Genomic DNA, 13,182 nt, shown 5'->3' with positions numbered 1-13,182 from the left:
CGCCCATGACCGCCGCCACCACACGCTCGACCTCGATCGTCACCCCTTTTCCCGAAGGTGGGCGCGTCGCGGTCGTCTCCGATCTGCAACGCACGGCCCTCGTCGAGCGTCTCTTCCTGCTCGCCGAGCAAAACGACGCCGAGCGGACGGGCATCATGGCGGCGCTCGCGGCGGCACGCCCCGACGCCCTGCTCCTGCTCGGCGATCACGTCTTCCTCGGCGCCTCGTCCCGGGCCTGGGCCTTTTTCGATCGACTGGTCGAGCCGCTCCGCACCGCGGGCGTCGAGCTCTTGCCGATCCTCGGCAACCACGATTGCTGGTCGATCGGGCCGCGGGGCCTCCGCCATTACTTCGCGCGGTTCCCCCGGCTCGGAGGACGCCGATTCTACACGACGCGCCTCGGGCCGCTCGGCATCGTCGCACTCGATTCGAACCGGTTTTTCCTCCCGTCATCCCAATGGGACGAACAATCCCGTTGGTACCACAAAACCCTCGCCGATCTCGACGCCGATCCGGACGTGCGGGGCATTCTCGTGCTCGTTCACCACCCGCCGTTCACGAACGGCACCGTCACCGGGCCTTCGGCCCTCACCCAGCGCTCGTTCGTCCCCTCGTTTCTACGTTCCCGAAAGACCGTTTTGATGCTCTCGGGGCACGTGCACGCCTACGAGCATTTCGTCCGGGAGGGCCGCCATTTCGTCGTCTGCGGCGGCGGCGGAGGGCCGCGGCATCGGCTCCTCCCGAAGGAGCGGCAGACGTTCCGCGATCTCTTCGACGGCCCCTCGATTCGCGATTTTCACTTCCTGACCCTCGCCCCGGACGAAACCGGCCTCGACGTGCGCGCCCTCGGCCTGGCCAAGGGCGCGCCGCACGTTTCGCCGATGGATCGATTTCGCCTCGATTGGCCCGGCTGATCAGGGCTTCTGCACGTAGATCCGCGGCGCGCCGCCGAGCGTGAGCGTGATCTTTCCGCCCTCGGGGGTGAGCGTCTCCACCGCGCCAGAGTCGCTGAAATCGAGCCCGTACGACTCGTACGCGCCCTCCGCGGCGAGCGAATACGATGCGCTCGCGGACTCACTTCCGCCCGACGTTCGGGCCCAGAGCACGAGCGCGCGACGCATGTCGGGCAAACGGAAGGCGGCGCCGCCGATCGCATCGGACAAACCCAGCGCTGTCGTGCCCGCCTGGTCGAACAGCGCGCCTTCGAGGAGCTTGCCGAGCGTCCGGTACGCGCGGCCGGCCTCGGTGCGCACGGCCTCGCTCGTTTGCCCGAGCTTCGACACGTCCACGTAAAGGCCCATGTAATCGAATGCATTGGTGCTCTCCCCGACGGCCTTTCCATCGGACAGGCAGAACCAATCGATCCGGTCGATCCCCACCGTCTGCGCGGCCGTCATGACCTTGACCAGGTAATTCGGCGCGTATTCGGGCCCGCCCGGGGCGCCGCCCACGGACACGTGCGGCGCGCCGGTCTCGGTCACGATCCAGCCCTTGCCCGTCACGCCCGCGGCCGTGAGTTTCTTTTCGAGCTCCGACTTTAGGTTCAAGAACCCCGTGACGCCCTCGTCCGAGCCGCCGGGCCCGAAGACAGGATAATAATGAAAACTCACGACGTCGAAATACGCGCTGCCCGTCTTCGGATAGTCGTTCGTCACGGCACCACCCGAGGGGTTGTCCGTGTAGCGCAGCACGGCCGAGAGGAAGCTCGGATATCCGATCCCGCCGAGCGCGATCCGCGCCTCGGGATCGGCCTTCTTCGCCGCCTCGAAGCTCACGCGCAGCATGCGCACGTAATCGTAGATCGACCCGCCGAAGCGCACGAGATGCTCCTTCGTCGGCGGTTCCGTCTCCCACGTCTGCGTGACCTGCCAATCGGAGACCCAGTCCGGCTCGTTCCACACCTCCCACACCCGCACCCAGGGCTTGTACGTCGTCACGGTCTGGTACACGTACGCGCCCCAGTAATTGTTCGGGTTGATCGACCCATCCTCGTCGAAGACGGGCTCGTACAGGTTCTTCGGGATGTAATGCTCGAGCTCCCAGCTCGGAATGCCCTCCGGCGCCGTCGAGTGCTCGGCCGTGGGCGCGCCGAGGAACGCCACGTGCTCGCCCATTCCGAGCGACCCGTACCCTTGCATGTCCCCGACCTCGATGTCGTAGCCCCACGTCTCGAGGTGCCCCTCGGAAAGCTTCAGGCGCGCGCTGTTCGCGCCCGCCTCGTGCGAGGGGAAGGCGAGGTCCTGATCGTTCCAGCCAGGGTTCGGAAATCCATAATTGATGCCATACCGGAACGGCCCGCCAAGCGCGCCCCCGCCCCCGGATCCGCCCGTTCCACCGCCGCCCGAGGCCGAGCCCGAGCCGCCCGACGCGCCCGCGCCGCCCGAGCCCCCGGACGCGCCCGAGGCGCCGGAGCCGTCGTCGCCGCTTCCGCCGCCCGAGCAGGCAGCGAGGGTGCAAAAAATGAATGCGGTTGCGAATGCAGGGCGAATGAATCGAAGCATGGAAAGTCCCTCCTTGGATGCGGGAAGGACGCATTGTATACAGATTCGTCCGGCTTGGATCGATTTACGAACGACGTCGCGTCCCGCGCCGACCAAGCGTCTCGTCACGCCTCCAGTGCCGGCAGACTGGCTTGACCCCGCATCCCTCGCACGCATCCGGGTCCCGCTTCGACGGGCACGTCTGGAGCATGCCGAGGTGGCACAAGGAAAAATCGTATTTCACTGGATCGTCGGGGTCGAGCCGCGCGAGCGCGGCCGTGATCTCCTCGGCCGCCCGGAAATCGGCCGACTTGCGTTCCGTGAGCCCGAGGTTTCGCGAGAGCTTGTGGATGTGCGTATCCACGGGGATGATGAGCCGCGACGTCGGCACGTCCCATAACCCGAGATCCACCCCGTCCGCCGGCCGCGCCATCCACCGCACGAGGAGCAGGATCCGCTTCACGGCGCTGCCTTTGCTCGGATCCGGCAAGATATGCTCCGCGCCCCGCCGCCCCCCGGCGCCGGCGCCGAGCTCACCCCGCTCCCGAATTTCGCGGACCCAGGCCCCGAGCGCCTCCCGCAAATTGCCCGTCGCCGCGAGTTTGTCCGTGAGCGCTTTGCCGAGCGAGCCATGGGCGCGCTGCACCGCGCGGGCGCCAATCACGAGCCCCGCGAGATCCTCGTCCCGATACACGCGATGCCGGAACCCCGCGAGCCGCGCGCGCACCGCCACCGGATCGTCGGCAATCGCCGCGACACGCGGGCCGAGCCGCGCGAGCGCATCCTCGATTTTCGCGCAAAGCGCCTTCACGTTGCCGAACGCCAGCGCCGACGCGATCATCGCCACGATCTCCTGATCGTCGCGGCGGGCATACCGGTGCACGAAATGCACCGGATCGGCCGCCTTGCGCGCCTCGACGTCGCAACGCGCGCGCACGTCGTCGAGCGCGCGCCGGAGCGCCTCGTCCACCCCTCGCACAGACGATCCGCCGCGGCTCATGCGCCTACGCCTCGCACGCACGTACCGCCCCGATTGCGCCCGCGATGCCGCCTGGCCCAGACGAACGCGGCCGTATTGACGGTGCCCATGTAGGACCCATACGACATCCCACCCCGGGCGCTCGGACGCGGGCGTTCCGGAGGTATTTCGAGAGGGGGACCATGGAGCCGCTGGAGAACGCGAACGGCGATGCGACGGCCCGCGCGATCACGGACGTGGCCATCATCAGCGGAGCCGCGAGCAGCATCGGCGTCATCGAGGCCTGCCTGCTCGCCGGCCTGTTCGCCACGATGATTCGAACCACGCCCGGCAGCGCCTCCGAGACCCGCCGCCGATTGGCCTCCTCGCTCGAAGACAAACGCCATGGCGGCCGGCTCGACCGGGACGCCGTCGAGCGCGCCCTCGACCTGTTCCGTGCGTCCGGGGACATCAGCGCCGCGGCGAGCGCCGACCTCGTCCTCGAATCCACCGATTCGGCCTGGAAAGCGCGACAAACCCTGCTCGCGCAAGCCGAGCGCGCCACGCACGGTCGCGCCATTCTGGCCACGACGGCCCCGACCGCGCTGCTCCGGACGCTCTCGACGCGCCTCGACGTACGTGAAAACTTCGTGGGACTGCATTTCTTCGCCCCCCCGGTGCTGGCCGGGTTCTGCGAGGTGTCCGTGACGAACCGGACGCAGCCTACCGTGGTCGAGACGGCCGTGCAATTCGTGAAGGCGCTCGGCAAGCACGCGGTGATCGTCCACGACACGCCCGCTTGCCTCCTTCTTCAGTCGCAAGGCGCCCGGCTCGGGGCGATTCAGGCAGGGCTCCTTCGTTCGCAGCGGTCGCGACCCGGCATCTTTTGCGGGCTCTGACGGGCGCCCTTCAGACCTCGAGCACGCGCTCGACGAGCGCCTCGATGACCTCAACCGGCGCGCCGGGCGCGAGCGCGGCCGAGAACGCCGCGTGCGCCGCCAGATCCTCGGCGTGAAGCCAGCGAAAACTCTCCTTGGGCCCGAGGAAATGGCGGCCCCGGAACACGAAATAGAGCTCCAGCAAATCGAAGAGCAGCCACACGCGCCGATAATGCGCCTCCACGTCCGCGGGCCCGCCGCGCCGGATGCGCCCGAGCATCTTCCAGCACCAGGCCCGCCGCGCCTGGATCTCCGCCTCGGGCAAACCTTTCGGCGGCAAAGCGAGCGCTGCCGCAGCGTCCTCGACGAGGCGCGCGCCGAGCCCCCGCGGGTCGAGCACGGCCACGCCCCCGCGCACGTGCAGGAAATTCGCCCCCGCGTCGACGACGTCCTTTTCGGGCACGATGAATGCGTCGAGAAAAACCCCGTCCACGAGCCTCGCGTCCCGCGTCGCCTCGCCCTCCGCGCGGATCCCGAGCATGTCCCAGTCGCTCTCCGGCGCCGCCGCCCCGAGCGCGCGCGAGCCATAAAGAACGACCGTGTGGCAGCCATGGCGCGTGACCAATTCGTTCACGAGCCGGGCAAGGAGGGGATCGTGCGCGAGCACCTCGGAGGAATTCGCCATGGACCGGTAAGGCTACGGACACGCGCGCGGGCCGTCAACACGGCGGGCTTGACCTCCGCGGGCCTTCGTGATGCCTAACGCTCACGAACCCATGGCCGTGACCCCGCCTCCGTCCCCTGCCCTCGTCTGCGTCCCCGGCAAAGAAGCGCCCGCGCTTCGCCTCTTCGTCTTCCCGCATGCGGGGAGCGGCGCATTCCCCTACCGCGCGCTCGCCGTGGGTTTGCCTCCCTGGGTCGAGCTCCACGCCGTGCAGCTCCCCGGCCGCGAGTCGCTCTTCTCGGCGACGCCCTACCAGTCGATGCCCCCGCTCGTGGAGGCGCTCTTCCCCGTGCTCGCGCCGAAGCTCGACCTCCCGTTCGTGTTTTTCGGGCACAGCTTCGGCGGGCACGTCGCATTCGCGATGGCGCGGGCGCTCCGCGCACGAGGGTCCGCAGCGCCCCGGGCCCTCGTCGTCTCCAGCAGCCGCGCGCCGCACCTGCCGATCGGACGTTTGCCCCTGCACGACCTTTCGAGGCCGCGCCTCATCGAGGAGCTCCGTCGTTATGGCGGCACGCCCGAAGCCGTCCTGTCGAACGACGAGCTCATGGATCTCTTCCTGCCGCCGCTCCGCGCCGACTTCAGGATCTACGAGACAAACACGTTCGAGCCCGAAGCGCCGCTCGCGCTCCCGATCACGGCGTTCGGCGCGCGACACGATCGTTCGACGCGCCCCGAGCAAGTCGAGCCGTGGCGCGAGCACACGAGCGCGGCCTTCACCTCGCGGATCTTCGAGGGCGGCCATTTTTATCTGTTCGAGGAGTCGAAGCCGGCGCTCGTGGAGGCGCTGGCCCAGGTGCTCGTGAATGTTCGAGGGGCTCAGGGGACGTCGTAATAGAAATGGACCTCGTCGGTCGTGCCCTGGTGCTCGACCTTCACGTGGACGTCCCAGCGTCCCGGCATGGAGAGCGCGAGGCCTCGCACCGCGTAGGCGCCGTCGCCCGCCTCCTCGATCGCAAGCACGCCCGCCGCCTCGTGCCCCATCGCCGGCATGATCGCCGTCACCTGGATCGAAGCCCCCTCGATCACCTTGCCGGTCGCGGCGTCGTGCAGGGTCAATCGCAGATCGTTTTCGCCTTGTATGATCGGCGCCTCGGGGACGAGCGTGAATTCGAGCGCGCCGCGCAGGCCGATCGACTCCTGGTCCGGGCTCCCCGACGTCCCCTCCGCGCCGCCGCACGCGGCGAGCGACGAGAAGACGATCGCGCAAAGGAGCATCCTCGAAAAACGGGCGCGGGAGATGCGGTTCGTCTCATTCATATCGCGGAAATGATCTCCGTAGGCCGATGGCGAACGCCACGGCCGATGGTTCGTTCTTGCCGAGCGAGGGGACCGGCAGGTCCACCTCAAGCGATGCGAGCGCCGTGAAACGCGTGGAGAGGTCGTAGCCCGCAAAAAGCAGCGCGGCCGTGCGTCGCCGATCCGCATCGGGCGTGGTCACGCCGCCGATGGACGGCGCCGATTCGCGTTCGTGCACGAGCCCCGCCGAGAGCGACCACCCCGAGGAGAACACCGGCCCCGCCGCCGCGACAAACCGCGCCCGCGGGCCGAGCTCGATTCGCTCGCCACGCGCGCCCGTCATCGGCGTGCGAAAGCCGATCGACGCGCTGAAGACGGCCGTGGCCTCGCCCGACCAGTTTTTCTCGACGAACACGCCGGGACGAACCTCGGCCGCGCCGAGGCCTGTCGCGTCCGTGGCGAGCGGGTCCTTCGCGTTTGCCGCGGATCGGCCCGTCGGGAGGCCGACGCCGGCCGTGAGGGCGATCGCGGGCCAGGCGCTCGTCGTGGTGAGCGGGACGAGGTCGAAGCGCGCCGAAAACGCGAGGTCGCCGAAGCCTCCGCCGACAAACGTGTCCTCGCGCGAGCTGCGGACGTTGAGGAGGACCGGCGCGACGAGGCCGAGCTGCAGGCGCGGCACCGGCGCGAACAAAACGCCGAGCTCGGCGCGGCCCTCGGCGTCGAGGGTGCCGGACGGCGCGAGCGTGAAGCCGCCCGCGTATCCGTGCGAGCCGAACCGATCCGAGAAGCGAAACGAGAGCCCGACCGCCGCGCGCTCGAGCGGGCCAAGCCGCTGGCCGAGGCCGTGACCGCTGCCGCAACAAGCGGAGGCCGAGGCATCACGGGAGGCCAGAAGAAGCACACAGCCAAGCAGGGCCGAGGCGAAGGTCTTGCGGGCGCCGAGCACGAGTGCATCCATGGAGCCGCACGGCCCGAAGATCCATGAGACACGTTGTCGCATGACGTCCGAACGGCCCGGTGCGACGATCCGACGCACCCCGCCGCGCCTTGTGGTTGCTACGCTCGCGCCCATGTCAGGCGCTCCCCTCAGCCTGCCCGCGGCCCACGAGGAAGACGACGCGATCGGGATCGTCGAGCGAGGCCTGTCCGGGCTGCGCATCGCGATCTCCGTCCTCCTGCTCGCGACGCTGCCCTTCAGCGAGCACATCCTTGGCTTTCACGTCCGCTACGAGATCGCCGTGCCCGCGACGCTGCTCGTCGCCGCGGCGAATGCGTTCGTCGCGTCGCGCGCGGGAAAAGGCCGCCCGCCGCCGTCGCCCCGCGCGCTCGCGGCCGGGCTCGCGCTCGACCTCGCCGGCATCTTCGTGGTCCTCGCGTGCTCGGGCGGCGCGGCGAATCCGTGGAGCGCGCTCTTCTTGATCCACGTCGCGCTCGCGGCCGCGGTCTTGCCGCTCGGCACGACGCTCGCGCTCTCGGGCTTCGCCGCGTGCCTCTTCCTCGCGCTCTTCAGCGTGCCGTCCGGGGCCTGCTGTCCGAGCCACCCGGAGAACGGGGCCTTCTCGACGCACCTCTACGGGATGTGGTTCGCCTTCGCGATCTCGGCGGGGATCATCGCCACGTTCGTCACGCACGTGCGCGGCGCGCTCGCCGCCCGCGGCCGCGAGATCGCGCGCCTGCGCCGCGAAGCCGAGGCGAACGCTCGATTCCGCGCGCTCGCGACGCTCGCCGCAGGCACCGCGCACGAGCTCAACACGCCGCTCGGGACGATCGCCGTGCTCGCGTACGAGATTGGCGACGGCTGCGAGCCCGACGCGGCGAAGCGGCACGGCGCGGCGATCGGCGCGCAGGTGGAGCGATGCCGGCAGGTGATCACGCGTCTGTCCGCAGGCAGCACGCGCGGGGCCGAGGGCGAACGCGCGAGCATCACGGACGCCGCGACGCGCGCGGTTTCGGCGTGGCGCGCGGCGCACCCGGACGCGAATGTCACGATCACCGCGACGTGTGATCCAGGCGTGCGCGTGGGTTTGTCCGCGGCCGAGGTGGAGGGCGCGCTCGGGGCCTTGCTCGACAATGCGCTCTTCGCGTGCCGGGCCGGGTCGGTGACGGCGCCGATCGGCGTGCACGTGCGGCGCGAAGGCGAGCGGATCCTCGTGGCGGTGGAGGACGAAGGCACGGGCGTGCCCGCGGATCTCTGCGAGCGGCTCGGCGAGCCGTTCTTGACGACGAAGGAGCCCGGCGAGGGAATGGGCCTCGGGCTCTGGCTCGTGCGGCGCGTCGTGGAGATCGCCGGAGGCACGCTCGATATCGGGCCACGAGAGCCGCGGGGGACACGCGTGACGATCCGGCTCGCGGAGGCGCGGGCGTGACGGCGGCCGAGGGAAAACCCACGCTACTCGTGGTGGACGACGACGACGCGTTCCGGTCCGCGCTCGGGGAAGCCCTCGAACGTCGGGGTTTTTCGGTATCGCTCGCCGAAGGCCCCGCGGCGGCGCTCGCGCTCGCCGAGCGGCAGGTCTTCGAATATGCGCTCGTCGACGTGCGAATGCCGGGCGGCAGCGGGATCGACCTCGTGCGCTCGCTAAGAGCCCTCGACGAGGGGACACGAATCGTGGTGCTCACGGGATACGGCACGATCGCGAATGCGGTGGAGGCGATGCGCGCGGGGGCATTCGATTACCTGACGAAGCCCGTGAACGCGGCCGCGTGCGAGCGGGCCCTCGCCGGCCGTCCGTCCGCGGAGGGCGCGCCGGACGACGTGCCCTCGCTCGATCGTGTGGAGTGGGAGTATCTGCACCGGGTGCTCGGCGATTGCGGCGGCAATATCTCCGAGGCCGCGCGGCGTCTGCGGATGCACCGGCGTTCGCTCCAGCGCAAGATTGCGAAAATGCCGCCCGCGCGCTGAGCGAGGGATGTTCGGGGCGGCGCGGACGCGCGCGTGCTTCCAGGTTTGCAAGGCCCTCGCGCTGCAAGTAGACTGATTCGTTACGGATGAGGGAAGGCACGGTCTTCGCCGAGCGGTACGAGATCCTGCATCTTGCAGGGACCGGCGGCATGGCCGAAGTGCACCGGGCGCGGGATCGGCAGACCATGACGCCGGTCGCGCTGAAGCTCGTCACCGAGGCGAGCCCCGTGGACGACGCGCGCTTCGACCGCGAGATCGAGGCGCTCGGATCCCTCGATCACCCGGGCATCGTCCGTTACCTCGGGCACGGCACGCTCGTGAACGGGACGCGCTACCTCGTGATGGAATGGCTCGACGGCGAGGAGCTCGCGCGCACGCTCGCGCGCGAGCGGCTGTCGGTCGAGGACACCATCGCCCTCGCGCGCAAGGTGGCCGAGGCGCTCGCCGCGGCCCACGAAAAACTCATCGTCCACCGCGACCTCAAGCCCGAGAACGTCTTTCTCGTGAACGGCCGGCCCGACCAGCCGAAGCTGCTCGACTTCGGCATCGCCAAGCTCGGGCGGCGCACGCGCATCACCGGGACGGACAGCATCGTCGGCACGCCGGGCTTCATGGCGCCCGAGCAGGTGCGCGGCGAGGCCGAAGTCGACGCGCGGGCCGACGTGTTTGCCCTCGGCTGTCTTCTTTTCGAATGCCTCGCGGGCGCGCCCGTGTTCCCCGGCGATCACCTGCACGCGATCCTCGCGAAGGTGCTCTTCGCCGAGCCGCCGTCGCTCGTGGAGCTCCGGCCGGAAATTCCGTACGAGCTCGAAGCACTCGTGATGCGCATGCTCGCGAAGGACCCGGCGGACAGGCCTCGTGACGGGCGCGCCGTGGTGGAGGAGCTCCAGCTTTTGGAGAGCGGCGCGGCCACGGTACGCGCCGTCGTGCCCCTCTCGCTCCGCCCGCCTTCGCTCACGAGCACCGAGCGCCGGCCCGTCGCAGCGCTGCTCATCGGGCGCTCGAAAAACTCGCTGCCGCCGCCGGCGTTCGGCCGATCGTTCGAGAGCCGCGAGCGTCGCGCCTCGGAGCTCGATCGATTGCTGCAAGCCGAGGCCGAGGCGCGCGGGGTGCCGTGCGAGATCCTCCGGGACGGCTCGCTCGCGCTCTGGACCGCGGGCGCGGGCGCGAAGGACCTCGCGGCGCGGGCGGCGCGCATCGCGATGGAGCTCCGGTCGATCGGCGGCGGGCGGCCGTTTGCCCTCGCGGTCGGATGGGGCTCGCTCGCGGGGCCGAGCCCGCTCGGGGACGCGATCGACAGGGCGGCACACGCGCTCGCGGAGCATCGCGGCGCGAGCTACGAGGAGTGTCCGATCGCGCTCGACGAGCTCACGGCGGGCCTGCTCGACGCGCGCTTCGAGGTGCAAAAGGACGGCACGGGTTTCTCGCTGCACGGCGAGCGTCCGGCGCTGCTCGGCACACGCACGCTGCTCGGCAACCCCACGCCGTGCGTGGGCCGGGATCGCGAGTTGCGCACGCTCGCGGGCCTGTTCGAGGACTGCATCGAGGAGCCGGCCGCGCAGGCCGCGCTCGTGACGGCGGCCGCGGGCCTCGGCAAATCGAGGCTCGCGCAGGAGTTCGTGCAGATCGTGCTGCGCGAGGCGCCGCTCGCGAACGCGTGGGTCTCGGGCGGAGACGCGCGCCGGGCGGGATCTGCGTTCCGGCTCGTGTCGCCGGCGCTCTGCACCGCGCTCGGCATCGCGGCCGGCGATGGGCCGAACGTGCGCCGTGACAAACTCCTCGCGCGGGTGTCGGCGCGCTTCTCGGGCGCGGAGGCGAAACGCGTGGCGCGGTTTCTCGGCGAGATCGTGGACGCGCCGTTCCCGGACGAGGACGACCTGCCGCTCCGCGCCGCGCGCGCGGACGTGCAGCTCATGGTCGACCAGATCCGCGCGGCATTCCTCGATTTCCTCGGGGCCGAGTGCGACGTGGCGCCGGTGCTCCTGGTGCTCGAGGATCTGCAATGGGGCGACCTGCCGAGCGTGCGGCTCGTGGACGCGGCGCTGCGCACGCTTTCCGACAAACCCTTTTTCGTCCTCGCCACGGCGCGGCCCGACGTGCGGGAGCGATTCCCGCGGCTCTGGGAGGGGCGCCGATTGCAGGAGATCAGCCTCACGGAGCTCGGCAAGCGGGCGAGCGAGAAACTCGTGCGGGGGGCGCTCGGCGAGAACGCGCCGCAAGAGGTCGTCGAGCGGATCGTCCAGCGCGCGCAGGGAAATGCGTTTTACCTGGAAGAACTGATCCGCGCCGCGGCGGAGGGGCGGGACGCGGAGCTGCCGGAGACGGTGGTGGCGATGGTGCAATCGCGCCTGGCCTCGCTCGACGACGAGGATCGACGGCTGCTCCGCGCGGCCAGCGTATTCGGGGACGTGTTCTGGGCCGGCGGCGCGCGGGCGCTGCTCGGCGAAAGCGTCGGCAAGAATGCCTTCCGCGAGCGGCTCGTGGCGCTCGAAGAGCGGGAGCTTCTGTCGCTCCGCGGAGAGAGCCGACTCCCCGGGGAGGAAGAGATCGCGTTCCGGCACGCGCTCGTGCGCGAGGGCGCCTATGCCATGCTGACCGAGGAGGACCGCGAGCTCGGGCACAGGCTTGCGGGGGCGTGGCTCGAATCCCACGGCGAGACGGATCCGCTCGTCCTCGCGACCCATTTCGAGCGTGGCCAGAAGCCGAGCCGCGCCGTGCGCCACCTTTTGCGCGCGGCCGAGCAGGCGCATCGCGCCGGCGACGACGAGGACGCCGTCCGCCGCGCCGAGCGCGCCCTTGCCCTCGGCCCCGACCCCGAGACCGAAATCGGGCTGCTCGGCATCGTGTCCGAGGCGCGCATGTGGCAAAACCACCTCGAAGAGGCGGCGACGCACGGCGCGCGGCTCACGCGCAGGGCCCCGCCCGGCAGCGCGCCCTGGGTGCGCGGCGCGCTGGCGCAATTCACGTACGCCCTCCGCATGAAGCACGTCGACGAGTCGATCGCGATTCTCGACGCAATCGCCACGATCGAGCCAGCGCCCGAGGTCCTCGGCACCGTCTCGCTCGCGCTCGCGATGGCCACGGTCCTGCTCCTGACGGAGGGGCGCACCGATATCGTCGAGCCCATTCAACGCAGGCTCGACGTGCTCGTCGAGCCCGTCGCCGATCGCGACCCGATGGCCCGGGCCTTCTGGCACCTCTCGTATCCGCGCTGGGAGGCGTGGATCAAGGAGGACCCCTGGCAGAGTTTGTCTCGGTCGCTCGCGGCGCTCCAGGCCTTCAACGAGGCCGGCTCGCGGCGGGGCGTGGTGCTCGCGCGGGTGTTCGTCGGGATGAACGAGTGGATGCTCGGGGCGAACGCGCGCGCGGCCGAGACGCTCCGGCCGGAGGCGCGGACCGACGAGGATTTTGCGATCGTGGCCTCGCTCCGCGCGCTCTTCCGGGTGCTCGCGCTTTCGGACGGAGGGCGGCTCGACGAGGCGCGCGACGAGGCGATGCGGCTCTTCGCGGCGGCGAAGATGACGGGCAACGAGGCGGACGAGGCGCGCGGGCGCTGGGGGCTCGCCGAGGTGGCGCGTCGCGCGGGCCATCACGAGGAGGCGGCGCGGCACGCGCGGGCGGCGATGGCGCTCGGCGGGGTGCTGCCGCTCGATCGCGCCGCGGCAGGCGCGGTGCTCGCGCGGGCGCTGCTCTCGGAGGGGCGCGTGGACGAGGCGCTCGCGGCGGCGCGGGAGTCCCATGCGCGGTACGAGGCCGTGCACGGATTCGGTTATCGTGGTGGTTTTTTGCGGCTCGTGCTCGCCGAATGCCTCGACGCGGCGGGCGCACGGGACGCGGCGCGGGCGACGCTCGCGGCGGCGCGCGAAAAGCTCCTTCGGATGGCGGATCGGACGCCGGACCCCGCGTATCGGCGGAGCTTCCTCGAAGACGCACCCGAGAATGCGCGGACGCTGGAACTCGCCCGGGCCTGGCTCGGCCCGGGCGCGTAGATCGGCTCAGGTTTT

Annotated in this window: 11 protein-coding genes; 6 read left to right on the top strand and 5 right to left on the bottom strand. The window is 70.5% G+C overall.

Going from position 1 to position 13,182, the window contains the following annotated elements:
• Positions 1-5: 5 nt before the first annotated feature.
• Positions 6-914, top strand: coding sequence for a metallophosphoesterase family protein (locus KEG38_RS12385; protein ID WP_272419593.1), 909 nt, complete (start codon positions 6-8; stop codon positions 912-914).
• On the opposite strand, the gene KEG38_RS12380 is transcribed toward KEG38_RS12385, so the two are convergent.
• Together KEG38_RS12380 and KEG38_RS12375 are read right to left on the bottom strand one after the other, a co-directional pair.
• Complete coding sequence (locus KEG38_RS12380) at positions 915-2,501, bottom strand: hypothetical protein (RefSeq protein WP_272419592.1); 1,587 nt, start codon at positions 2,499-2,501, stop codon at positions 915-917.
• Positions 2,502-2,565: 64 nt separating this feature from the next.
• Positions 2,566-3,480 (bottom strand): TIGR02757 family protein, encoded by a 915-nt coding sequence (locus tag KEG38_RS12375; protein ID WP_272419591.1) that lies wholly within the window; start codon positions 3,478-3,480, stop codon positions 2,566-2,568.
• Positions 3,481-3,641: 161 nt separating this feature from the next.
• Between KEG38_RS12375 and KEG38_RS12370 the strand changes: the two genes are divergently transcribed.
• Complete coding sequence (locus KEG38_RS12370) at positions 3,642-4,337, top strand: 3-hydroxyacyl-CoA dehydrogenase NAD-binding domain-containing protein (RefSeq protein ID WP_272419590.1); 696 nt, start codon at positions 3,642-3,644, stop codon at positions 4,335-4,337.
• A gap of 10 nt (positions 4,338-4,347) precedes the next feature.
• On the opposite strand, the gene KEG38_RS12365 is transcribed toward KEG38_RS12370, so the two are convergent.
• Complete coding sequence (locus tag KEG38_RS12365; RefSeq protein ID WP_272419589.1) at positions 4,348-5,001, bottom strand: nucleotidyltransferase domain-containing protein; 654 nt, start codon at positions 4,999-5,001, stop codon at positions 4,348-4,350.
• Between the two features lie 70 nt (positions 5,002-5,071).
• Here KEG38_RS12365 and KEG38_RS12360 point away from each other — a divergent pair, with 70 nt between their 5' ends.
• Positions 5,072-5,872: a thioesterase II family protein gene (locus KEG38_RS12360; protein WP_272419588.1), complete on the top strand. Its 801-nt coding sequence runs from the start codon at positions 5,072-5,074 to the stop codon at positions 5,870-5,872.
• On the opposite strand, the gene KEG38_RS12355 is transcribed toward KEG38_RS12360, so the two are convergent.
• Positions 5,857-6,297 carry a FixH family protein gene (locus KEG38_RS12355; protein ID WP_272419586.1) on the bottom strand — a complete coding sequence of 147 codons (441 nt, stop codon included), beginning with the start codon at positions 6,295-6,297 and terminating at the stop codon, positions 5,857-5,859. The two genes, KEG38_RS12360 and KEG38_RS12355, sit on opposite strands and share 16 nt — an antisense overlap.
• Positions 6,290-7,276, bottom strand: coding sequence for a hypothetical protein (locus tag KEG38_RS12350; protein WP_272419585.1), 987 nt, complete (start codon positions 7,274-7,276; stop codon positions 6,290-6,292). Before KEG38_RS12350 ends, KEG38_RS12355 begins: the two co-directional genes overlap by 8 nt.
• A gap of 70 nt (positions 7,277-7,346) precedes the next feature.
• On the opposite strand from KEG38_RS12350, the gene KEG38_RS12345 reads away from it, so the two are divergent.
• The 3 genes from KEG38_RS12345 to KEG38_RS12335 all read left to right on the top strand — a co-directional run bounded on the left by KEG38_RS12345 (position 7,347) and on the right by KEG38_RS12335 (position 13,167).
• On the top strand, positions 7,347-8,642 hold the full coding sequence (locus KEG38_RS12345) for a sensor histidine kinase (protein WP_272419584.1): 1,296 nt from the start codon (positions 7,347-7,349) through the stop codon (positions 8,640-8,642).
• Positions 8,639-9,178 carry a response regulator transcription factor gene (locus KEG38_RS12340; RefSeq protein WP_272419583.1) on the top strand — a complete coding sequence of 180 codons (540 nt, stop codon included), beginning with the start codon at positions 8,639-8,641 and terminating at the stop codon, positions 9,176-9,178. The genes KEG38_RS12345 and KEG38_RS12340 overlap by 4 nt, the downstream gene beginning before the upstream one ends.
• 86 nt (positions 9,179-9,264) lie before the next feature.
• Positions 9,265-13,167 (top strand): serine/threonine-protein kinase, encoded by a 3,903-nt coding sequence (locus KEG38_RS12335; RefSeq protein ID WP_272419582.1) that lies wholly within the window; start codon positions 9,265-9,267, stop codon positions 13,165-13,167.
• Positions 13,168-13,182: the final 15 nt, after the last annotated feature.

It is taken from the genome of Polyangium jinanense (assembly GCF_028435265.1).
Taxonomy (GTDB): Bacteria; Myxococcota_A; Polyangia; order Polyangiales; family Polyangiaceae; genus Polyangium; species Polyangium jinanense.
The sequence above is the reverse complement of the archived record's forward strand: the minus strand, read 5'-3'. Positions and strand labels throughout refer to the sequence as shown.